The sequence below is a fragment of the Methylobacterium dankookense genome, from assembly GCF_902141855.1.
Lineage (GTDB): Bacteria > Pseudomonadota > Alphaproteobacteria > Rhizobiales > Beijerinckiaceae > Methylobacterium > Methylobacterium dankookense.
Genome location: NZ_CABFVH010000016.1, coordinates 42,584 through 61,786 on the forward strand (window position 1 = coordinate 42,584; position 19,203 = coordinate 61,786).

Genomic DNA, 19,203 nt, shown 5'->3' on the forward strand with positions numbered 1-19,203 from the left:
GTTGCCGGGCCGGATCTAGCTGAAGTCGTTCCAGACTGCGCTTCCGGGAGCCCGTATTGAGCATTCCCCTCACGCTCACCGTCAACGGCGAGCGGCGCGACCTCGTCCTGGAGGATCCGCGCGTCACCCTGCTCGACGCCCTGCGCGAGCGCCTCCACCTCACCGGCTCGAAGAAGGGCTGCGACCGCGGCCAGTGCGGCGCCTGCACGGTGCTGGTCGACGGGCGCCGCGTGAATGCCTGCCTCGCCCTCGCGGTGAGCCTCGACGGCGCCTCGGTCGAGACCGTCGAGGGGTTGGCCAAGGGCGACGCGCTGCATCCGGTCCAGGCGGCCTTCATCGCCCATGACGGCTTCCAGTGCGGCTTCTGCACCCCCGGCCAGATCATGAGCGCGGTCGGCCTGATCCGCGAGATGCGCGAGGCCGGCGAAGAGATCGACGTGGAGCGGGTGCGAGAGGGCATGAGCGGCAATCTCTGCCGCTGCGGCGCCTATGCCGGCATCACCGAGGCGGTGGTGGACGCCGCCCGGGCGGACAGCGCGAGCGAGACCCGGGAGAAGGCGGCGTGAACCTGTTCGAATACACCCGCGCCGCCAGCATCGCCGAGGCGGTGACCGCGGCTTCCGAGCCCGGGGCCGCCTATCTCGCCGCCGGCACCAACCTCATCGACCTGATGAAGGGCGGGATCGCGACGCCGTCGCGGCTCGTGGACATCACCCGTCTGCCCGGTCTCGACAGGATCGAGCCGCAGCCCGACGGATCGACGCGGATCGGCGCGCTGGTGCGCAACAGCGACCTCGCCCGGAACGCGCATGTCGCGAAGACCTATCCGATGGTGGCGGAGGCGCTGCTGGCCGGGGCCTCGGCGCAGCTGCGCAACGCCGCCACCACGGCGGGCAACCTGATGCAGCGCACCCGCTGCGCGTATTTCTACGACCCGGCCTCCCCCTGCAACAAGCGCGAGCCCGGTGCCGGCTGCCAGGCCATCGGCGGCGCGACGCGCATCCACGCGGTGCTGGGCTGGAGCGACCGTTGCATCGCGACCCACCCCTCCGACCTCTGCGTGCCGCTGGCCGCGCTCGGAGCCCTGGTGGAGATCGAGGATGCCGGCGGCCGCCGCACGGTGCCGATCGGCGACTTCCACCTTCTGCCCGGCGACCATCCGGAGCGCGAGACCGTGCTGGAGCCGGGCGCGCTCGTCACGGCCGTGATCCTGCCGCCCGAGGCCGCGGCCTTCGCGGGCCATGCCCGCTACCTCAAGGTCCGCGACCGCACCTCCTACGCCTTCGCCACCGCCTCGGCCGCCGCCGCCCTGACCCTCGACGGCGGGCGGATCGGCGCGGCGCGCCTCGCGCTCGGCGGGGTCGCGCCGAAGCCCTGGCGGGTCGCCGAGGCCGAGGACGCCCTGAGCGGGGCGAGCCCGGACGATGCCGCTTTCGCCAGGGCCGCCGCGGCGCTGGTGGCGGGGGCCAAGCCCTCGGGCCCCGAGAACGCCTTCAAGGTCGAACTCGCCCGCCGCACCGTCATGCGCGCCCTCGCGCTCGCGCGCGCCGGCACGCCGACCCGGATGCCGGCACTTCCCGCCTCCCCCTTCTCGCACGCCGCCGGAGCGATCCATGCCTGAGACCGCACCCCGCCTGCGCCAGGGCGCCGGCAATGTCGGCAGCATCGGCGAGCCGCTGACCCGCCGCGAGGGCCCGCTCAAGGTGACGGGGCAGGCGCGCTTCTCCGCCGACAACCTGCCGCCCGGCACCCTGCATGCCGCCCTCTGCACCGCCCGCATCGCCCGCGGGCGCGTCACCGCCCTCGACGTGGCGGCGGCGGAGCGCCATCCGGGCGTCGTCGCGGTGATGACGCCGGACAACGCCCCCCGGCTCGCCAAGGACCCGGACGCGAAGGACGGGCCCTTCACCTTCCGGCTCGACCTCCTGCAGAACGCCTCCGTGCGCTACGCCAACCAGCCGGTGGCGGTCGTCATCGCCGAGACGCTGGAGGCCGCCACCGAGGGCGCGCGCCTGCTCGCGCCCCGCTACGAGGCGGAGGCACCCCGCATCGGCCTCGACGCGGAGGCGCCGTTCAAGCCGCCGGGCGTCGGCATCGGCCAGCCGCCGGACGAGGGCCACGGCGACGTGGAGGCCGGCCTCGCCGCCGCCGCGCAGCGCATCGAGGCGGTCTACGAGACGCCCGCGCAGTACCACAACGCCATGGAGCCGCACGCGGCGGTGGCCGCGTGGGACGGCGACCGCCTCACCCTGCACACCCCGAGCCAGGGCCTGACCGCCGCGGTCGGCCGCCTCGCCGGGCTGTTCGGCATCCCGCCGAAGAACATCCGCATCGAGAGCCCCTATCTCGGCGGCGGCTTCGGCTCGAAGGGGGTGATCTCGGGGCCGCAGGTGCTCGCCTGCATGGCCGCGCGCCTCGTCGGCCGCCCGGTGAAGCTCGTGGCGCGCCGCGAGAACATGTACGGGCCGATGGGTCACCGGGCCGAGACCCGCCAGACCCTGCGCCTCGGCGCGGATGGCGCCGGAAAGCTCACGGCGCTCGACCACCACACGCTGACCGCGTCGAGCCGCTTCGACGACTTCTTCGAGCCGGCGGGTGGGGTCAGCCACACCCTCTACGCCACCCCGAACCTCTCCGTGCGCCACAGCGGCGTGCGGGTCGATACCGGCACGCCGCTCTTCATGCGCGCGCCCGGCGAGGCCACGGGCAGCGCGGCCTTGGAGAGCGCGATCGACGAGATGGCGATCGCCTGCGGTATGGACCCGCTGGAATTCCGCCTCGTGAACTACGCCGAGGTCGAGCCGATCTCCGGGCGGCCCTTCTCCTCGAAGGCCCTGCGCGCCTGCTACGAGCAGGGCGCCGCGCGCTTCGGCTGGGAGAAGCGCCCGCGCGAGCCGCGCCAGATGCGCGACGCCGACGGCTTTCTCGTCGGCTGGGGCCTCGGCACCGCCACCTTCCCGGCCCTGATGTTCGAGGCGCAGGCGAGCGCCGAGCTGCGCGCCGACGGCAGCGGCACGATGGTGATCGGCGCCCAGGATATGGGACAGGGGGCCTGGACGGCGCTCGCCCAGATCGCCGCGGACGGGCTCGGGATCGACATCGACAGGCTCACCTTCGAGATCGGCTCGTCCACCATGCCGAGCGGCGGCATCGCCGGCGGCTCGGCCCATACCGCGACCGCGGGCGGCGCCATCCACGCGGCGGGGCAGGCGGTGATCGCCGAGCTCGCGCAGATCGCCACCACCGATCCCGCCTCGCCCCTCTACGGGGCCGGCAATGCCGGCGTGATCGCCCGCGCCGGGCGCCTGATCCGCCGCGACGACGAGAGCCGCTCGGAGAGCGTCGGCGAAATTTTAGGCCGCGCCGGGCGCGACCGGATCACCGGGACGGGCAAGGCCTCGGCCGATCCGGCGGCGCAGAAGAGCTACGCCATGCACGCCCACGGGGCGGTCTTCGCCGAGGTGAAGGTCGATCCCGATCTCGGCCAGATCCGGGTGAGCCGCCTCGTCGGCGCCTTCGCGGCAGGCCGGGTCATCAATCCGCGCCTCGTGCAGAGCCAGTATTTCGGCGGGATGATCTGGGGCCTGTCCTTCGCGCTGCACGAACATGCGGCACTGGACCCGCGCACCGGGCGCTTCCTGAACGACAACCTCGCCGAGTACCACGTGCCCGTGAACGCCGACACGCCGGAGATGGAGGCGATCCTCGTGCACGAGGACGACCCCCACGTGAACGCGCTCGGCGTGAAGGGCGTCGGCGAGATCGGCATCACCGGCACCGCCGGCGCCATCGCCAACGCGGTCTGGCACGCCACCGGCGTGCGCGTGCGCGAATTGCCGATCACCCTCGACCGGCTGCTCGGCTGAGGGACGCCGCGCTTCCGGACGCCATCGCCCTCTCCCCGGTTCAGGCCGGGGCGCGGGTCTCCCTCCCCCTTGCGGGGAGGGGTCATACGACATCCGGGTGATCCCTTCGCGATGGCGGATGTCGCCTTCGCTCAAGCGCCGCGCGGGCTTGCCGAGACCGCGTCCGGTCCGATCAACCGGACGCGGTATCACCCCTCACCCTGTCCCTCTCCCGACAGATCCCGGGCCTGCCCGAGATCTGCAGCCCAGTGACCAAGCCGGTGCCCAAAGCCGGTGCCCAAATCGGGCAGGCCCGACTTGGGTGGAGAGAGGACCCACGCCCCATCCGGCACCGTCGCTTCCCTCTCGCGACCCGCTTCGGGCGACGCCCTTCCCCATTCCAGATCGAGCCGGCCCGCCTCGGGCACGGACCGCGCATCCCGGGCATCCCTCAGATCAGCGGGAATGATGCGGCGCACCCAACGGCCGAGCTCGCGATCTCATCCATTGCATCCAATATTTGATTGCCCCATGTGCGCTCAGGCACGCAAGTGTAAAAGCATAATGGATTATATTTAGTAGTACATCTACGTGCCATTACGCACAGATAAAATTGTTACTTGCGGCTATCTTCCTCTCATCGACGCAGAACACACAGACTGCGCGCAAACACCGCACAAGAGGAAGGATTAGATCATGAAACACTTCGTCACCGCCGCCGCCCTGGCCATCGCCCTGGGCCTGCCCGCCGCCGCCCTGGCCGGCGAGGGGGGTGGGGGGAGCCGCATGCCCGCCGGCGGCGCGCATATGAGCTCCTACGTCAGCGACCCCTACCACGACCCCCGCTCGCTGCACTCGCAGCGCCGCGGCACCGGGCAGATCCTCGGCGCGCCGATGTACCGCGACGGCCCCGCCATCGCCGTCGAGCGCCGGGCCGTGAGCCCGCACTGGGCGATCGGCGGGAGCGCACAGCCGCGACGCTGATCCCACCCGCTCCCGCACGCCACGAAACTCGGGCCTGCACCGCAGCGATCCTGCGGCGAGGCCCCCCCTCGCGCAGAACGCCGCGCAGGCGGCCGGCCCCCGTGCCGGCCGTCGCCACGCCGATCTCTAGCGAAGCCGATCGCTGCGACGCCGATCGCTGCGGCGCCCTCGGGCCCCGCCTCGCGCGCCGCACGTCACCGTAGACCTTCTCGCCAATCACGAGGATCTCTCACGTGGACACCATCATCCAGGGCATCTCGACCTTTCGGGCCCAGGTCTTCCCCGGCCAGCGCCGGATGTACGAGCAGCTCGTCCGCGACGGGCAGCACCCGAACGCGCTGATCATCGCCTGCGCGGATTCGCGCGTCTCGCCCGAGCACATCACCCAGGCGGGGCCGGGTGAATTGTTCGTCTGCCGCAACGCGGGCAACATCGTGCCGCCCTTCGCGCAGCAGAACGGCGGCGTCTCCTCGGCGATCGAGTACGCCGTGGTGGCGCTCGGCGTGCGCGACGTCGTGGTCTGCGGCCATTCCGATTGCGGCGCCATGAAAGGGCTGATGAACCCCGAGGCGCTGGCGAAGATGCCCAACGTCGCGGCCTGGCTGCGCCACGCGGCGGCGGCCGAGCGCATCGTCTGCGAGGCCTATCCCGCCGGCATGGACCCGAAGGAACACCACCGGGCGCTGGCGCTCGAGAACGTCATCGTCCAGCTCGCGAACCTGCGCACCCATCCGAGCGTCGCCGCGGCACTCGCCAAGGGGCGCTTGCGCCTGCACGGCTGGTTCTTCGAGATCGAGACCGGCACGCTGCTCGCCTATGACGGAGAGGCCGGCCGCTTCGTGCCGCTGGTGCACGAGGCCGAGCTGCCGGTGGCGGAGGCGCCCGCCCCCCGCGTCGCCGCGCCCGAATATGCCCGGGTGGCCGCCGAGTGAGGAGAGATCCGGTGCAGGCTCTCTCCCGCTTCCTGCCGGCCTCCGCGCGCCAGACCCTGTCGCGCGACCTGCCGGCCTCCGTCGTCGTCTTCCTCGTGGCGCTGCCCCTCTGCATGGGCATCGCCATCGCCTCCGGGGTGCCGCCGGAACGGGGCCTGATCACGGGCATCGTCGGCGGCATCGTGGTGGGCCTGCTCGCAGGCTCGCCGCTCCAGGTGAGCGGGCCGGCGGCCGGGCTCGCCGTCATCGTGTTCGAGTTCGTGCGCCAGCACGGGCTCGACATGCTGGGCCCGGTGCTCGTGCTCGCGGGCGCGTTCCAGCTCGCCTTCGGCGCCTTGCGCGTCGGCGGCTGGTTCCGGGCGATCTCGCCGGCGGTGGTGCACGGCATGCTCGCCGGCATCGGCGTGCTGATCGTGCTCGCGCAGATCCACGTCCTCACCGACGCGGTGCCGCAGGCGAGCGGGCTCGACAACCTCGTGGCGATCCCGGCCGCCTTCTTCAACTTCGTCACCGGGGAGGGCAACCGGATCGGCGCGGTCGCGGTCGGCCTCGTCACCATCGCGGCGATGATCGGCTGGGAGCGCGTCCGCCCGGCCTCGCTGAAGGTGCTGCCCGGCGCCCTGATCGGCGTCGTGGCCGGCACCGCGCTCGCGGGCTTCGGCGCCCTCGACGTGAAGCGCGTCGAGGTGCCGGAGGCCATCCTGTCGAGCATCGGCCTGCCCGCGGCGGAGCTGTGGGGGCGGCTGGCCGAGCCGGCGCTGATCGTGATGGCGCTCACCATCGCGGTCATCGCCAGCGCGGAGAGCCTGCTCTCGGCGGCCGCCGTCGACCGCATGCATGACGGGCCGCGCACGCAGTACAACCGCGAGCTCGGCGCGCAGGGTGTGGGCAACGTGATCTGCGGGTTCCTCGGCGGCCTGCCGATGACCGGCGTGATCGTGCGCTCCTCGGCCAACGTCCAGGCCGGGGCGGCGAGCCGGGCCTCCACGGTGCTGCACGGCACCTGGATCCTGGCCTTCCTGCTCGTGCTGCCCTGGCTGCTGACGCTGGTGCCGACGGCCGCGCTCGCCGGCATCCTCGTGGTCACCGGCTGGCGCCTCGCCAGCCCGGCCCACGCCCTGCACCTGCACGAGCGCTACGGCCTCCTCACCGCCGGGATCTGGCTCGCCACCATGCTCACCGTGGTGCTGGTCGATCTGCTCTCCGGCGTGGTGCTGGGCCTCGTGCTCAGCCTGATCCAGGTGATCCCTGCGCTCCGCAAGGGTCCGCTGAAGATCGAGCACGCGGCGGCGCCGGAGCGGGCGGGCGTGCCGGAGCTGCGCCTCTCCGGCTCGGCGACCTTCCTCCAGCTGCCCCGCCTCACCGAGGCGCTGGAGAAGACGCCGGTCGGCGGCGAGGTGCGGCTCTCCACCCACCGCCTCGCCCATATCGATCACACCTGCCTGGAGATGATCGAGGACTGGGCGAGCCGCCGCGCCGCGGAGGGCACCCGCGTCGCCGTGGTCGGCGGCGAGGGCACCCCGCACCGCAAGCTCGCGGCCGCCGTCGCCGCGGCCTGAGCCCAAGCCCTCCCCCGTCCGCAGGGGAGGGCCCCTTTCATTCCGGGTTTCCAAAGGCCTCAGGCCTTTGGCGGGTCCAGGGCGGAGCCCTGGAAGACGCCGGGATCCCGCGATTACCGGCCGGCTTCGCGGCGCATCGCCTCGACGAGCTGCTCGGTGAAGGCCTCGGCCGCCTCGCCGAGGTCGATGCGGGTCTCGTCGGCGGTGGCGAGGCCGCGGCTCTCCAGCTCCGCCACGCCCTCCGCATCGGCCTCGTGGCCGGCGCCGTCCTTGCGCACCACCGAGGCGACGCGCCCGCCGCTGAGCAGGCGGTGATAGGCCGCGAAGGCGAAGATCGAGAGCGCCTTGTCGGATAGTCCCTGCGTGTCGCCGGCCATGCCTGCCCTCCTCGTCGGTCAGCTCGACCAACCGCTCCTGGAGGGGCCGGGGTCCCGCGAACGGGCCGGAGCGGCGAACCGCCGCGGAGCGGTCGCCGCGCGCCCCCGAGGCGCGCGGCGCCGGAGATCAGCCCTTCTTGAGCACCGGCGTGGGCGCCGGGGCCGGCGGCGGCTTGGTGGCGCAGGCGGCGGTGCCGAGCACGATGACGGCCGTCAGCGCGGCGAGGGCGAGCGACTTCGAGGCGGAGCGATGAAAGGTCACGGATTGTCTCCCAAGAGCGACGAAATCCGTCTATCCGCGCCGGGATCCCAGGAAAGTGCAGATCTGCAACACATGAATCCAAAATGAATTTGGTCGTAAACGATGAAGTTATTCCAGATCCATGGTAGCCGCCGGAGGGCTGCCCAGCGGGCCCGCGCATCGCGTCCGGCCCCGGTTCCTGCTAGAGATCCGGTCGCCATGGACCCCTGTTCCGCAGACCTGTCCGTCCGCCTGCGCCAGCAGGCCATCCTGTCCGAGTTCGGCGTCGAGGCCCTGCGCGGCGACGACGTCGACGGCCTGCTGCAGCGGGCGGCCGAGCTCTGCGCCGAGGGGATGGGCGCGCAGTTCTGCAAGGCGCTCGAGTATCGCCGCGGCGAGGACATGCTCCTGGTGCGCGCCGGCGTCGGCTGGGCGCCGGACGTGGTCGGCAAGGCCCGGGTCGGGGCCGACCTCGCCTCGCCCGCTGGCTTCGCCATGAAGACCGGCCGGCCGGTGATCTCGAACCACCTCGCCGCGGAGACGCGCTTCCGCACGCCCCGGCTCATGGCGGAGCACGGCATCCGCCGGGCGATCAACGTGCTGATCGAGAACCGGGACGGCGCCTTCGGCGTGCTGGAGGTGGACGACGCCCGCGAGGGCATGTTCGGCGAGGCCGACATCGCCTTCATGCAGGGCTTCGCGAACCTCCTCGGCAGCGCCATCGAGCGCCAGCGCACGGAGGAATTGCTGCGCGCGGCGCTCGCCCGGCAGGACCTGCTCGCCCGCGAGATGAGCCACCGCGTCAAGAACAGCCTCGCCATCGTCGCGAGCCTGCTGGCGCTCCAGGCCCGCAGCGCCGAGACCGGTCCGGACGGGGAGGCGGTGCGGGCCGCGCTCATCGACGCGCGCTCCCGCGTCGAGGCCATCGCGGGCGTGCACGACCAGCTCTGGCGGCAGGGGGACCGGGACCGCGACGAGACGCCCGGCGAGATCGACCTCGCCCCCTTCCTCCTGACCCTGACCGCCAACCTGCAGAGCGGCGCGCCGCGCCACCGCCTCGTCTGCACGGTGGCGCCCCAGCGCATCGCCGCCGACCAGGCGATCCCGATCGGCCTCCTCGTCAACGAGCTCGTCACCAACGCGGTCAAGTACGCCTATCCGGAGGCGGCCTTCCCCGCGGGCGGCGAGATCCGCGTGCGCGCGGCCCGCATGGCGGAGGGCCTCGCCCTCGACGTCGCCGACGACGGCGTCGGCCTGCCGGAGGATTTCGACATCGCCCGGGCCTCGCGCAGCCTCGGCATGCGCGTGGTCCTGAACCTCAGCCGCCAGCTCGGCGCGACGCTGACCACGCCCCGGGACGGGCAGGGCGCGCATTTCCACCTCGCGGTGCCGCTGGCGGGGTAGGGGACGCGGCTCGAATACGGGTAGATCCGGACATCAAAACCGGGCAAAAGTGGCAATGGCCGTATCCGATCCTCCGACGTAGGGAAGGGCGAAGCGGCCGGGTCGCGAGCGGGAGGGGTGTCTGTGGTTCAGCGGCGGCGACGCCCGGTCCTGCTTGCGGGCCTCGTCCTCCTGGCCGGGGCGCTGGTCGCCCTCACCGCCACGGAGCAGGGCGCCGCCCTGCGCGCCCGCACCGAGCCGTTCTTCGCGGACCTGCGCCGCGCGCCCGCCGCCGAGGCGCCGCTGCCGGCCCCGCGCACGGCAGTGGAGGACGGCCGCACGATCGTGCGCCTCAGCCCCGAGGAGCGCGCCCAGGTCGGCCTCGTCACGGAGGTGCGCCGGGCGCTGCCCCACCGCCAGGAGCTGCAGGCCTACGGCCTCGTCCTCGACCTCGCCCGGGTCACCGAGCTGACCAACGCCTATCTGAGCGCCAAGGCGCAGCTCCAGCAGGCCCGGGCCCGGGCCGAGGTCTCGGGCAACGCCTCGCGGCGGGCGAAGAATCTCGGCCCATACGCCACCCCCGTGCAGGTCGAGACGGCGGAGGGCACCTACCAGACCGACCAGGCCGCCCTGATGGCCGCGGAATCGCAATTGCGGACGCTCGCCGCCACCGCCCAGCAGGAATGGGGGCCGGTGATCGGCAAGGCCATCGTCGAGCGCGCGCCCGCCGTCACCCGCCTGATCGAGCGCACCGACTTCCTGATGCAGGTGACCCTGCCGCCGGGCGAGTCCGTGGGCGCCGCCCCGGGTGCAGCCTTCGCCGAGGTGCCGCCGCAGAGCGACCGGGTGGCGCTGCGCTTCGTGAGCCCGGCCACGCGCACCGATCCGCGCATCCAGGGCCAGAGCTTCTACTACCTCGTCTCCGGCGAGAGCGGGCTCCTGCCCGGCATGAGCACGCTCGCCTTCCTGCCCTCCGAGCGCACGGTGACCGGGGTGCTCGTGCCCGAGGACGCGGTGGTGCACGGGCAGGGCGGCACCTGGGTCTACCGGGCGGTGGGGGAGGGCGCCTATGTCCGCCACCCGATCCGCTCCGACCCGCCCATGTCGGACGACGCCTACGTGGCCGAGGGGCTCGCCGACGGCACCGAGATCGTGCTGAAGGGCGGGCAGGCGCTGCTCTCGGAGGAGCTGAAGAGCCAGATCCGGGTGGCGGGCGACGACGATGACTGACAGCGGGACTGGCGGCGGGCACGACGGCCGGCCCTCGGGCCTCCAGGCCGCCCTCGTCGGGTTCTCGGTGCGCCTGCCGCGGGTGGTGCTGACGCTCGCCTGCGCGCTGCTCGTCTTCGGCCTGTTCGCGCTGGGCCGGGCCAAGTACGACGTCTTCCCCGAATTCGCGCCGCCCACGGTGGTGATCCAGACCGAGGCGCCGGGCCTCGACCCGGAACAGGTCGAGGTGCTGGTCACCCAGGCGATCGAGGTCGCGGTGAACGGCCTGCCGGGGCTGGAGACCCTGCGCTCCTCCTCGATCCAGGGCCTCTCGGTGATCACCGCCGTGTTCCGCGCCGGCAGCGACATCGACCGGGTGCGCCAGCGCGTCGGCGAGCGCCTCGTCGCGCTCACCGGCCGCCTGCCGCAGGGGGTGATGCCGCCCTCCATGACGGCGCTGACCTCCTCGACCAGCACCGTGCTCCTCGTCGGCCTGACCTCGCAGACCCGCGACGACCTCGACCTGCGCACCGTCGCCGACTGGACCGTGCGCCAGCGGCTGCTGGCGGTGCCGGGCATCGCCCAGGTCTCGGTCTATGGCGGCGGCGTGCGCTCGCTCCAGGTGCAGGTGCGCCCGAACGACCTCGTACGCTTCCGCGTCGGCCTCAACGACGTGCTCGCCGCCGCCCGCAAGGCCACCGGCGTGCGCGGGGCCGGCTTCGTCGACACGGCGAACCAGCGCGTGGTGCTGCGCACCGAGGGCCAGGCCCTCGACCCGGAGGTGCTCGGCCGCACCGTCCTCGTCAACGAGGGCGGGGCGAGCGTGGTGCTGGCGGACGTCGCCACCGTGCGCGCCGCCCCCGAGCCGCCGATCAGCGCGGCGCTGATCGACGGCAAGCCCGGCGTGCTCCTGATGGTCGGCGCGCAGATCGGCGCCAACACGCTGGAGGTCACCGACCGCGTCGAGGCGGCGCTCGCCGACCTCAAGCCGGCGCTCACCCGCGAAGGGATCGCGGTGCGGCCCGACCTGTTCCGGCCCGCGAACTTCATCGCGGTCGCCAACGGCAACGTGCTCCAGGCATTGGGCATCGGCGGGGCGCTCGTCGTCATCGTGCTCTTCGTCTTCCTCGCCGACTGGCGCACCAGCCTGATCAGCGCGGCGGCGATCCCGCTCTCCCTCGTCGCCGCGGTGCTCGCCCTGATGGCGGCGGGCGAGAGCCTCAACACCATGACGCTGGGCGGCCTCGCCATCGCCATCGGCGAGGTGGTGGACGATGCGGTGATCGGCGTCGAGAACGTGGTCCGGCGCCTGCGCGAGCGGCGGGCCGCGGGCGATCCCACATCGTCCGCCCGCATCGTCCTCGACGCGATCCTGGAGGTGCGCACGGCGGTGGCCTACGCGACCTTCGCGGTGCTCCTCGTCTTCCTGCCGGTGCTCGCCCTGTCGGGGGTCGCGGGCCGGCTGTTCGGGCCGCTGGCGCTCGCCTACATCTTCGCGGTCGTCGCCTCGCTCGCCGTCGCGCTCACCGTGACGCCGGCGCTGAGCCTCCTGCTCCTCGGCGGGCGGGCGGGCGGACAGGCCGCCGGAGCGCACGAGCCCCCGGTGATGGCCTGGTCGCGGGCGCGCTATGCGGGCCTCCTCACCCGCATCGGGCGCCATCCCCGCTGGATGATGGCGCTCGCCGTCCTCACCACCCTCGGCGGCGCCGCGCTGCTGCCGCTGCTCGGCGGCACCTTCCTGCCCGACCTGAAGGAGGGCCACCTGATCCTGCACATGGCCGGCGCGCCCGGCACTTCCCTGCAGGAATCGCAGCGGATGGGCGTGCGGATCACGGACGCGCTGCGCGCCATCCCCGGCATCCGGGCGGTCGCCTCGCAGATCGGCCGGGCCGAGGCCGGGCAGGACACGGCGGGCACCCATTACAGCGAGATCCATATCGACCTCGACCAGGGCCTCGACGGGGCCGCCCAGAAGGCGGTGGAGGCGCGGATCCGGGCGCTCGCCGCCGGCTTCCCGGGCGCCCATTTCTCGCTCAAGACCTTCCTGACCGAGCGCATCGAGGAGACGGTCTCGGGCTTCACCGCGCCGGTCGTGGTCAACCTGATCGGCAACGACCTCGACCGCATCGATTCCGCCGCGAAGGCGGTGGCGCGGGAGCTCGCCGAGGTGCGCGGCGCCCGCGACGTGCAGCAGGTCTCGCCCGCCGGCATGCCGCAGGTGAACGCCTCCTTGCGGCCCGCGGACCTGCGCCACTGGGGCCTCGACGCGATCGAGGTGCTGGAATCGGTGCGCACCGCCTATCAGGGCGACGTGGTCGGCCAGTCCTATGTCGGCAACGCCGTGTTCAACGTCATCGTCATCCTCGACGAGCGGGCGCGGGGGCGGATCGCGGGCCTCGGCGAGTTGCCGCTGCGCACGCCCGGCGGGCGCTACATCCGCCTGTCCCAGGTCGCCGACATCTACGAGACCACCGGGCGCTACCAGGTGCAGCACCAGGGCGCGCAGCGCGTCCAGGCGGTGACCGCCAACGTGGTGGGCCGGGACATCGGCAGCTTCGTGGCCGCGGCCAAGCGCAAGATCGCCAAGGAGGTGCGCCTGCCCGAGGGCGTCTACGTCTCCTTCGCCGGCTCGGCCGAGGCGCAAGCCCAGGCGCGGCGCGACCTCCTCCTGCATTCGGGCCTCGCCGGGCTCGGCATCGTGCTGCTGCTCGCCGTGGTGACGGGCTCGGGCGCCAACCTCGCCCTGGTCCTGGTGAATCTGCCCTTCGCCTTCGTCGGCGGCGTCGTGGCGGTGGCCGCGACCGGCGGCCTGCTCTCGCTCGGCTCCATCGTCGGCTTCGTGACGCTGTTCGGCATCAGCTTGCGCAACACCATCATGATGATCGCCCATTACGAGCATCTCGTCGTGGCGGAGGGCCAGCCCTGGGACGCGGCCACCGCCATCCGGGGCGCCGCCGACCGGCTGGTGCCGATCCTGATGACCTCGCTGGTGACCGGGCTCGGGCTGATGCCGCTGGCGCTCGGCGCCGGCGAGCCCGGCCGCGAGATCGAGGGGCCGATGGCGATCGTGATCCTCGGCGGCCTCGTCACCTCGACGGTGCTGAACCTGCTCGTCCTGCCGGGCCTGGCGCTCCGCTTCGCCCGCTTCGGCGGGGAGGAGGCGAAGGTCGGAGCGGAAGCGCGGCCGCTCCCGCAGGCGTGAGGCTCCGCCCGGGCCGGAACCTGCTATGGAGGATCCCGATTCCGGAGGATTCGATTCTCATGCGTCCGGCCCTGCGCCTCGCCCTCGCGGCCCTGCTCGTCACCGCCTGCCCCGCCCTGTCGGCCCCGGCGCCGGCCGGGCCGCCGCCGAGCCTGCCGGCACCGCCGCTCGCGCCGCCAGCTCCGAATTCTCCCGCCAATCCCCCCGCGAGCCCGCCCGCATCCGACCCGCAGGCGATCCCGACCTTCCCCATGCACCGCGTGGTGCCGCGGGGCGAGGTGCGCGCCATCGGCTTCTTCACCTCGCTCTACCCGGATTGCTCCGCGATCGGCCCGGTGGTGATCCGCACGCTGAGCCCGCCCCAGCACGGGCGCGTCAGCTTCACGGCGGTCGATTCCTTCCCGCGCTACGGGCCGAGCGCGCCGCTCGCCGCCTGCAACGCCCGCAAGGTGCCGGGCACGCGGATGACCTACGAGCCGGAGGAGGGCTTCGAGGGCCTCGACGGCTTCCGCCTGCTGGTGATCAACGCCGACGGCACCGCCGCCGAGTACGACGCCAAGGTCTCGGTGCGATAGGGCGCGTCGATCAGAGCCGGACCAGCGCCGCCCGGGGCACGCGGCGCGCGCCCGGCGCCGGGTCGGCTTGGTGGTCGAAGCTGCGGAAGGTGTTCCGGGCCGCGGCCTTGGCCGCGTAGAGCGCCCCGTCGGCGCGGGCGAACAGCTCGGCCGGCTCGCAGCCGGCCTGCCGGGCGATGCCCACCGAGGCGCCGAGCTGCAGGGTCAGGCCCGCATGCCGCACGGGCTCGGCGAGCGCCGCCACGATCCGCGCGGCGAGACGCTCCGGCAGGGCGGGATCGGGCAGGCCTTCCAGGAGGACGGCGAACTCGTCGCCGCCGATCCGCGCCACGAGGCCCATGGGCGCGCGGGCCTCGGCGCAGGTCTCCGCGCAGACGCGGCGGATCCGGGCCGCCATCTCCGCGAGGCAGGCATCGCCCACCGCGTGGCCGTGGCCGTCATTGACCGGCTTGAACCGGTCGAGGTCGACGAGGAGGAGGGCGCCCCCGCCCCGGCCGCCGAGCGCGGCGAGGCGCGCCTCGAACACCGCGCGGTTGGCGAGCCCGGTGAGGGCGTCGCGCTCGGCGAGCATCCGCAGCCGCTCCAGCTCCTGCCGCTCGGCGGTGACGTCGCGCTTCAGCCCGAACAGCCGCACCGGCACCCCGTCCGCGCAGGCGACCGAGGCGCTGATCCGGATCCAGCGATGCTGCCCCTGGGCGGTGACGATCTCGGCGTCGAGATCGAAGCCGCGCCGGGCGGCCAGCGCCGCGGCGCGCACCCGCTCCAGCATCGCGAGGGAATCCGGCGGGTAGTGGTCGAGGGCCCGCCCGCGGCGCAGGGCAGTCCCACGCGGCAGCCCGAACAGGTCGTAGACCGCGTCGGTCCAGGTCAGGCTCTCGTCGGCGAGCCGGCACTCGAACACGCCGAACCCGGCCGCCGCCACCGCCTCCGCTGCCGGCCCGTGGGGCCGATCGCGGCTCCGGGCGTTCCGGGCCTCGACCTCGGCGCAGAGGGTGGCGAGCCGCTCCAGGCGGACGCCGCGGACGAGGGAGAGGCCGCAGGGGAGGGCGGGGCGGGGACGCGACGGGTCGGGAACGGCGTCGTGGGACATGCCGTGGGCTGGCCTGCACGTCGTGGAGCATGGAAGCGTGACTATGGCAGGATTGAAGTCCGGTTAACACCCGGGCTCGACCTGCCGCATCCGGTTCCGTCCCGGCCTGTCCTTGCGTTCGACCCGCCTCCACTCCGGCGGAGAGCGCCCTATCCGCGGATCCGCGCGGGGTTGCCGACGGCGACCGCGCCCGCGGGCACGTCGCGCGTCACCACGCTGCCGGCCCCGATGATCGCGTCGTCGCCGATGGTGACGCCCGGCATGATGAGCGCCCCGCCGCCGATCCAGACATTCGCCCCGATGACGACCGGGCGCCCGAATTCCAGCATCTGCCGGCGCTGGGCCGGATCGCGCGGATGGTCGGCGGTGAGGATCTGCACGCCCGGTCCGATCTGGGTCATGTCGCCGATGGTGACCGCGACCACGTCGAGGACGCAGCAATTGAAGTTCATGAACACGCCGCGGCCGAGGCTGATGTTGTAGCCGTAGTCGCAATGGAAGGGCGGGCGGATGTTGCAGCCCTCCCCGACGCGGGCGAACATCTCCGCCAGGAGCGCCTGCCGCTCGGGCTGGCCCAGGGTGTTCGTCGCGTTGTAGCGGTCCATCCAGGCGGAGACGCGCCGGTTGTCGGCGGCGAGCTCCGGATCGTCGGCGATGTAGAGGTCGCCGGCGAGCATCCTCTGCTTCTGGGAGCGCGGGTCCGCCCCTTGGTCGGCCCCTTGGTCCATGCTCTCATCCAGCTCGTTCGCGCGCGTCATGATCTCTCCGGGCTCGATCCGTCCGAACCCCACACATAGCCCGCGCAGCCGCCCGGATCAGGGACGCGGCGCTCTTTGGCCGGGGCGCTATCCCCTTCGGCGGCGCGTGCCCTAGTTCCCCTGGCCTCACGCGACGTCACGCGACTTCGGCCAGGAGGATCGGGATGGGCTTCTTTATCGTCATCGCCTGTTCGTGGCTCGTCGTCGCCGGGCTCGACATCCTGGCCTCCCGGCGCCGCAACGAGATGGAGGCCGAGGGCATCCTCGTGCCCCGCAGCGGCGGCTCGGCCTACCTGAACCCGCCGCGCCCGTACTGAGGGCCCTCTCCTCCCCATCCAGATCGGGCCTGCCCGATCTGGACAGGCAAGAACGGATCTCGGGCAGGCCCGAGATCTGCGGGGAGGGGGAGACGCGCGGTCCCGACCGCCGGCCTCAGCCCGTCTCGTCCGACCCGGGGGTGTGCTCCTCGCCGGCCGGGCGCCCGTCGTCGCGGGCGCGGTGGAGCAGGAAGATCGACGCCACCATGGCGAGGATCAGCCCGGCCAGCACGCCGAGCTCGATCATCGAGGCCTGGAACAGCGCCTGCTTCTCCGGCGTCCAGTCCTTGCTGTGGGTGATCTCCGAGGATTGCAGGGTCACCACCAGCACGCGCCGGATCGAGGCGATCAGCCCGACGATCAGGAACGGCTCGCAGGTCAGCTTCCCCGAGCGCATGGAGACCCGCACCGTGTGCAGGATCTCGACCAGCATCAGCAGGAAGAGCAGCCGGTCGACCACTTCGAGGAGCTGCGGCGCGCGGCCGAGCGAGTGACTGGCCTCCAGCGTCAGCCGCCCGGCATCGAACAGCGCGAGGATGGCGGTGGCCGCAAGCAACAGGCCGAGGATCGCGTAGATCGCGTGCTCGGTGTGCAGGAACAGGAAGGTCGAGGCCCGGGTCAGCGTGCCCGGCTCCTCCTGCGACTCGTCGGCCATCGCGCCCCTCCTGGTGCGTGCCTGCGGTCCGGCGGGATCCGGTCGGCCCACACCCCGCTCGCAGGTCATTCCCGTTCCCGTTCCCAAACGCCTTCCGCGAAAGGCGCGGGTCCCCTCTCCACCCAAGTCGGGCCTGCCCGACTTGGGCATCCGGGTGCGGATCTCGGGCAGGCCCGAGATCCGTCGGGAGAGGGACAGGGTGAGGGTCGAGAACGCGCCGGATAAGGCGGAGCCGGAGCCGCCTCACCGTCGCGACCACTCCGGAAGCTTCTCATCCCTCACCCCAACCCTCCCCCGAACGGGAGAGGGGGCGCGTCGCGCTCGGCCGATACCCTCGTGCGGATCCGATACGGTCTCTCCGCCGAGAGAGGGCGCCCCCGGCTCACGGCCGGGCCGGCGTCGCCGGCGCGCCGGCGCTCGCTCGCTTCTCCGGGTTGCGGGCCTGGCTGTAGGCGATGCTGGCGAAGGAGCCGAGCACCGAGGCCCAGGGGCGGGCGGCCTCCGGGGCGCCGGCCTTCTGGCGCTCCAGATAGGGGTCCTTGCCCACCTGGCAGAACAGGCTGGTGAGGCCGTTGACGAGGGCGTCGTCCACGCTCTGGCCGCCGGTCTCGGCCGGCTTGGCGCCGTAGGCCGCCTTCACCTGCGGCAGGAGCTGGGCCAGGATCGGCACGACCTTCTCCTGGGTGACCGGCTCGCGGGCGAGGCCCTTGAGCCGCTCGGCCGCGCCGGCCGAGTCGAAGGCCTTGCGCACCGTGTCCTGCGCGACCTCGGCGCAGGGGGCGTTGCCAGCGAGCATGGTCTGGGTCGCCGCCCGCGCGTCGGAGGCGGCGCTGTCGGAATCGATCACCGGCGCGCTGTTGCCCCAGCTGTTGCGGATGTAGTCCACGACGTTGCGGACCTCGACATCGGTCATCTCCTGGCCGATCGCCGGCATCGGCGCGTAGCCGCTCTGCGCAGCCAGCCCGCCATAGATCACCCGCAGCACCGTCTCGGGGCCCCTGGACTGCACCGAGGTGTTGCCGGCGAGCGCCGGCACCGCGCCCGGGATGCCCTTGCCGTCCGGCTGGTGGCAGGAGGAGCAGTAGGTGAGGTAGGTGGCGCCCCCCGGCGCGCCCTTGCCGTCGAAGGCCTGGAGGTTCTTCTCCTGGTAGGTCTGCTTGGCGGGGACCGTGCGCAGATACGCGACCATCGCCTTGAGGTCGGCGTCGGACATCTTCGAGAGCGATTCCTCGATGGTCTGGCGCATCGGGCCGGCGGCCACGCCCGGGCGGGTGCCCGGCGCCGTGCCGGTCTTCAGGTAGGTGACCACCTCCATGTCGGACCATGCGCCGATGCCCTGGTGGCCGTCCGGCGTGATGTTGGGGGCGTACCAGCCGTCGATGACGCCGCCGCCGAAGCGGCCGGCGAGGCTCGTATTGCCCACGAGCTTGCGCTCGTTGTGGCACATCCCGCAATGGCCGAGCCCCTCCACGAGGTAGGCGCCGCGGTTGACCTCGGCGCTGGCCTGCGGGTCCGGCTTGAAGCGGCCCTCGCCGAAGAAGGCGGTGCGCCAGGTGACGAGCGTGGTGCGCACGTTGAACGGGAAGGGGATCTCGTTGTCCTTGCGCGCCTCCTTCACCGGGGGCAGCGACTTCAGGAAGGCGAAGATCGCCTTGGTGTCCTCGTCGGTGACCTTGGTGTACCAGCCGAACGGGAAGGCCGGGTAGAGATACTCGCCGTCGTCGCCGATGCCCTGGCGGAAGGCGCGCTCGAAGGTGGCGTAGTCCCACTTGCCGATGCCGGTCTCCGGGTCCGGCGTCAGGTTCGGCGTCATGATCGCGCCGATCGGGGTGTTGAGCCGGTAGTTGCCGGCAAACGGCTTGCCCCCCGGCGCCGTGTGGCAGGCCACGCAATCGCCCGCCGTGACGAGGTATTTGCCGCGCGCGATCAGGTCGGGATCGGCGGGGTTCGGGTCCTGCGCCGCGGCCGGGGCGGCGGCGAGGAGCCCGGCGAGGGCGAGGGCGGCGATGCGGTCCATGGTGCTCTCCTCCGGGTTACCGCCGGGAGACAGGTGCAAATGCACGCAAGGTCGGGGAG

General features: G+C 72.9%; 17 protein-coding genes. 11 read left to right on the plus strand and 6 right to left on the minus strand.

What is annotated here, in order from left to right; genetic code table 11:
• The first annotated feature begins 56 nt into the window (after nt 1-56).
• The 6 genes from MTDSW087_RS13915 (at nt 57) to MTDSW087_RS13940 (ending at nt 7,320) form a co-directional block, all read left to right on the plus strand.
• Nucleotides 57-566 carry a (2Fe-2S)-binding protein gene (locus MTDSW087_RS13915; RefSeq protein ID WP_144764816.1) on the plus strand — a complete coding sequence of 170 codons (510 nt, stop codon included), beginning with the start codon at nt 57-59 and terminating at the stop codon, nt 564-566.
• A complete protein-coding gene (locus MTDSW087_RS13920; protein ID WP_144764818.1) occupies nt 563-1,621 on the plus strand; it encodes an FAD binding domain-containing protein in 1,059 nt (352 codons plus the stop codon). Before MTDSW087_RS13915 ends, MTDSW087_RS13920 begins: the two co-directional genes overlap by 4 nt.
• Complete coding sequence (locus MTDSW087_RS13925; RefSeq protein ID WP_144764820.1) at nt 1,614-3,866, plus strand: xanthine dehydrogenase family protein molybdopterin-binding subunit; 2,253 nt, start codon at nt 1,614-1,616, stop codon at nt 3,864-3,866. Before MTDSW087_RS13920 ends, MTDSW087_RS13925 begins: the two co-directional genes overlap by 8 nt.
• Nucleotides 3,867-4,541: 675 nt before the next feature.
• A complete protein-coding gene (locus tag MTDSW087_RS13930) occupies nt 4,542-4,829 on the plus strand; it encodes a hypothetical protein (RefSeq protein WP_144764822.1) in 288 nt (95 codons plus the stop codon).
• A 233-nt stretch (nt 4,830-5,062) separates the two neighbouring features.
• On the plus strand, nt 5,063-5,761 hold the full coding sequence (locus MTDSW087_RS13935; protein WP_144764824.1) for a carbonic anhydrase: 699 nt from the start codon (nt 5,063-5,065) through the stop codon (nt 5,759-5,761).
• A gap of 11 nt (nt 5,762-5,772) precedes the next feature.
• Nucleotides 5,773-7,320: a SulP family inorganic anion transporter gene (locus tag MTDSW087_RS13940; protein ID WP_144764826.1), complete on the plus strand. Its 1,548-nt coding sequence runs from the start codon at nt 5,773-5,775 to the stop codon at nt 7,318-7,320.
• A 113-nt stretch (nt 7,321-7,433) separates the two neighbouring features.
• Here the strand turns inward: MTDSW087_RS13940 and MTDSW087_RS13945 are convergent, their stop codons facing one another.
• Together MTDSW087_RS13945 and MTDSW087_RS31220 are read right to left on the minus strand one after the other, a co-directional pair.
• Nucleotides 7,434-7,697: a hypothetical protein gene (locus MTDSW087_RS13945; protein ID WP_144764828.1), complete on the minus strand. Its 264-nt coding sequence runs from the start codon at nt 7,695-7,697 to the stop codon at nt 7,434-7,436.
• 127 nt (nt 7,698-7,824) lie between these two features.
• Nucleotides 7,825-7,959 carry a hypothetical protein gene (locus MTDSW087_RS31220; protein WP_280525267.1) on the minus strand — a complete coding sequence of 45 codons (135 nt, stop codon included), beginning with the start codon at nt 7,957-7,959 and terminating at the stop codon, nt 7,825-7,827.
• 198 nt (nt 7,960-8,157) lie between these two features.
• Between MTDSW087_RS31220 and MTDSW087_RS13950 the strand changes: the two genes are divergently transcribed.
• The 4 genes from MTDSW087_RS13950 to MTDSW087_RS13965 all read left to right on the plus strand — a co-directional run bounded on the left by MTDSW087_RS13950 (nt 8,158) and on the right by MTDSW087_RS13965 (nt 14,307).
• Entirely contained in the window at nt 8,158-9,342 is a 1,185-nt protein-coding gene (locus MTDSW087_RS13950) for a sensor histidine kinase (RefSeq protein ID WP_144764830.1), read from the plus strand.
• Between the two features lie 117 nt (nt 9,343-9,459).
• Nucleotides 9,460-10,551, plus strand: a complete 1,092-nt coding sequence (locus MTDSW087_RS13955) for an efflux RND transporter periplasmic adaptor subunit (RefSeq protein WP_238179047.1) — start codon at nt 9,460-9,462, stop codon at nt 10,549-10,551.
• Nucleotides 10,544-13,732 (plus strand): efflux RND transporter permease subunit, encoded by a 3,189-nt coding sequence (locus tag MTDSW087_RS13960; protein WP_144764831.1) that lies wholly within the window; start codon nt 10,544-10,546, stop codon nt 13,730-13,732. Before MTDSW087_RS13955 ends, MTDSW087_RS13960 begins: the two co-directional genes overlap by 8 nt.
• Before the next feature lie 59 nt (nt 13,733-13,791).
• Nucleotides 13,792-14,307 (plus strand): hypothetical protein, encoded by a 516-nt coding sequence (locus MTDSW087_RS13965; protein ID WP_144764833.1) that lies wholly within the window; start codon nt 13,792-13,794, stop codon nt 14,305-14,307.
• 10 nt (nt 14,308-14,317) lie between these two features.
• Here MTDSW087_RS13965 and MTDSW087_RS13970 read toward each other — a convergent pair whose 3' ends face one another.
• Nucleotides 14,318-15,397, minus strand: a complete 1,080-nt coding sequence (locus MTDSW087_RS13970) for a sensor domain-containing diguanylate cyclase (RefSeq protein WP_144764835.1) — start codon at nt 15,395-15,397, stop codon at nt 14,318-14,320.
• Between the two features lie 149 nt (nt 15,398-15,546).
• Nucleotides 15,547-16,125 carry a sugar O-acetyltransferase gene (locus MTDSW087_RS13975; RefSeq protein ID WP_144764915.1) on the minus strand — a complete coding sequence of 193 codons (579 nt, stop codon included), beginning with the start codon at nt 16,123-16,125 and terminating at the stop codon, nt 15,547-15,549.
• A gap of 194 nt (nt 16,126-16,319) precedes the next feature.
• Here MTDSW087_RS13975 and MTDSW087_RS30155 point away from each other — a divergent pair, with 194 nt between their 5' ends.
• A complete protein-coding gene (locus MTDSW087_RS30155; RefSeq protein WP_186383844.1) occupies nt 16,320-16,472 on the plus strand; it encodes a hypothetical protein in 153 nt (50 codons plus the stop codon).
• A gap of 115 nt (nt 16,473-16,587) precedes the next feature.
• On the opposite strand, the gene MTDSW087_RS13980 is transcribed toward MTDSW087_RS30155, so the two are convergent.
• Both MTDSW087_RS13980 and MTDSW087_RS13985 read right to left on the minus strand, forming a co-directional pair.
• Nucleotides 16,588-17,127 carry a phosphate-starvation-inducible PsiE family protein gene (locus tag MTDSW087_RS13980; protein WP_144764837.1) on the minus strand — a complete coding sequence of 180 codons (540 nt, stop codon included), beginning with the start codon at nt 17,125-17,127 and terminating at the stop codon, nt 16,588-16,590.
• A 382-nt stretch (nt 17,128-17,509) separates the two neighbouring features.
• Entirely contained in the window at nt 17,510-19,144 is a 1,635-nt protein-coding gene (locus tag MTDSW087_RS13985; protein ID WP_144764839.1) for a cytochrome c, read from the minus strand.
• Nucleotides 19,145-19,203 lie beyond the last annotated feature (59 nt).

What these genes read in the sequence shown, in the direction of transcription:
- MTDSW087_RS30155 (WP_186383844.1), top strand. Translation starts at nt 16,320, where the DNA reads ATGGGCTTCTTTATCGTCATCGCCTGTTCGTGGCTCGTCGTCGCCGGG.
- MTDSW087_RS13930 (WP_144764822.1), top strand. Translation starts at nt 4,542, where the DNA reads ATGAAACACTTCGTCACCGCCGCCGCCCTGGCCATCGCCCTGGGCCTG.
- MTDSW087_RS13980 (WP_144764837.1), bottom strand. Translation starts at nt 17,127, where the DNA reads ATGGCCGACGAGTCGCAGGAGGAGCCGGGCACGCTGACCCGGGCCTCG.
- MTDSW087_RS13985 (WP_144764839.1), bottom strand. Translation starts at nt 19,144, where the DNA reads ATGGACCGCATCGCCGCCCTCGCCCTCGCCGGGCTCCTCGCCGCCGCC.
- MTDSW087_RS13970 (WP_144764835.1), bottom strand. Translation starts at nt 15,397, where the DNA reads ATGTCCCACGACGCCGTTCCCGACCCGTCGCGTCCCCGCCCCGCCCTC.
- MTDSW087_RS13925 (WP_144764820.1), top strand. Translation starts at nt 1,614, where the DNA reads ATGCCTGAGACCGCACCCCGCCTGCGCCAGGGCGCCGGCAATGTCGGC.
- MTDSW087_RS13965 (WP_144764833.1), top strand. Translation starts at nt 13,792, where the DNA reads ATGCGTCCGGCCCTGCGCCTCGCCCTCGCGGCCCTGCTCGTCACCGCC.
- MTDSW087_RS13945 (WP_144764828.1), bottom strand. Translation starts at nt 7,697, where the DNA reads ATGGCCGGCGACACGCAGGGACTATCCGACAAGGCGCTCTCGATCTTC.
- MTDSW087_RS13975 (WP_144764915.1), bottom strand. Translation starts at nt 16,125, where the DNA reads ATGGACCAAGGGGCCGACCAAGGGGCGGACCCGCGCTCCCAGAAGCAG.
- MTDSW087_RS13950 (WP_144764830.1), top strand. Translation starts at nt 8,158, where the DNA reads ATGGACCCCTGTTCCGCAGACCTGTCCGTCCGCCTGCGCCAGCAGGCC.
- MTDSW087_RS13960 (WP_144764831.1), top strand. Translation starts at nt 10,544, where the DNA reads ATGACTGACAGCGGGACTGGCGGCGGGCACGACGGCCGGCCCTCGGGC.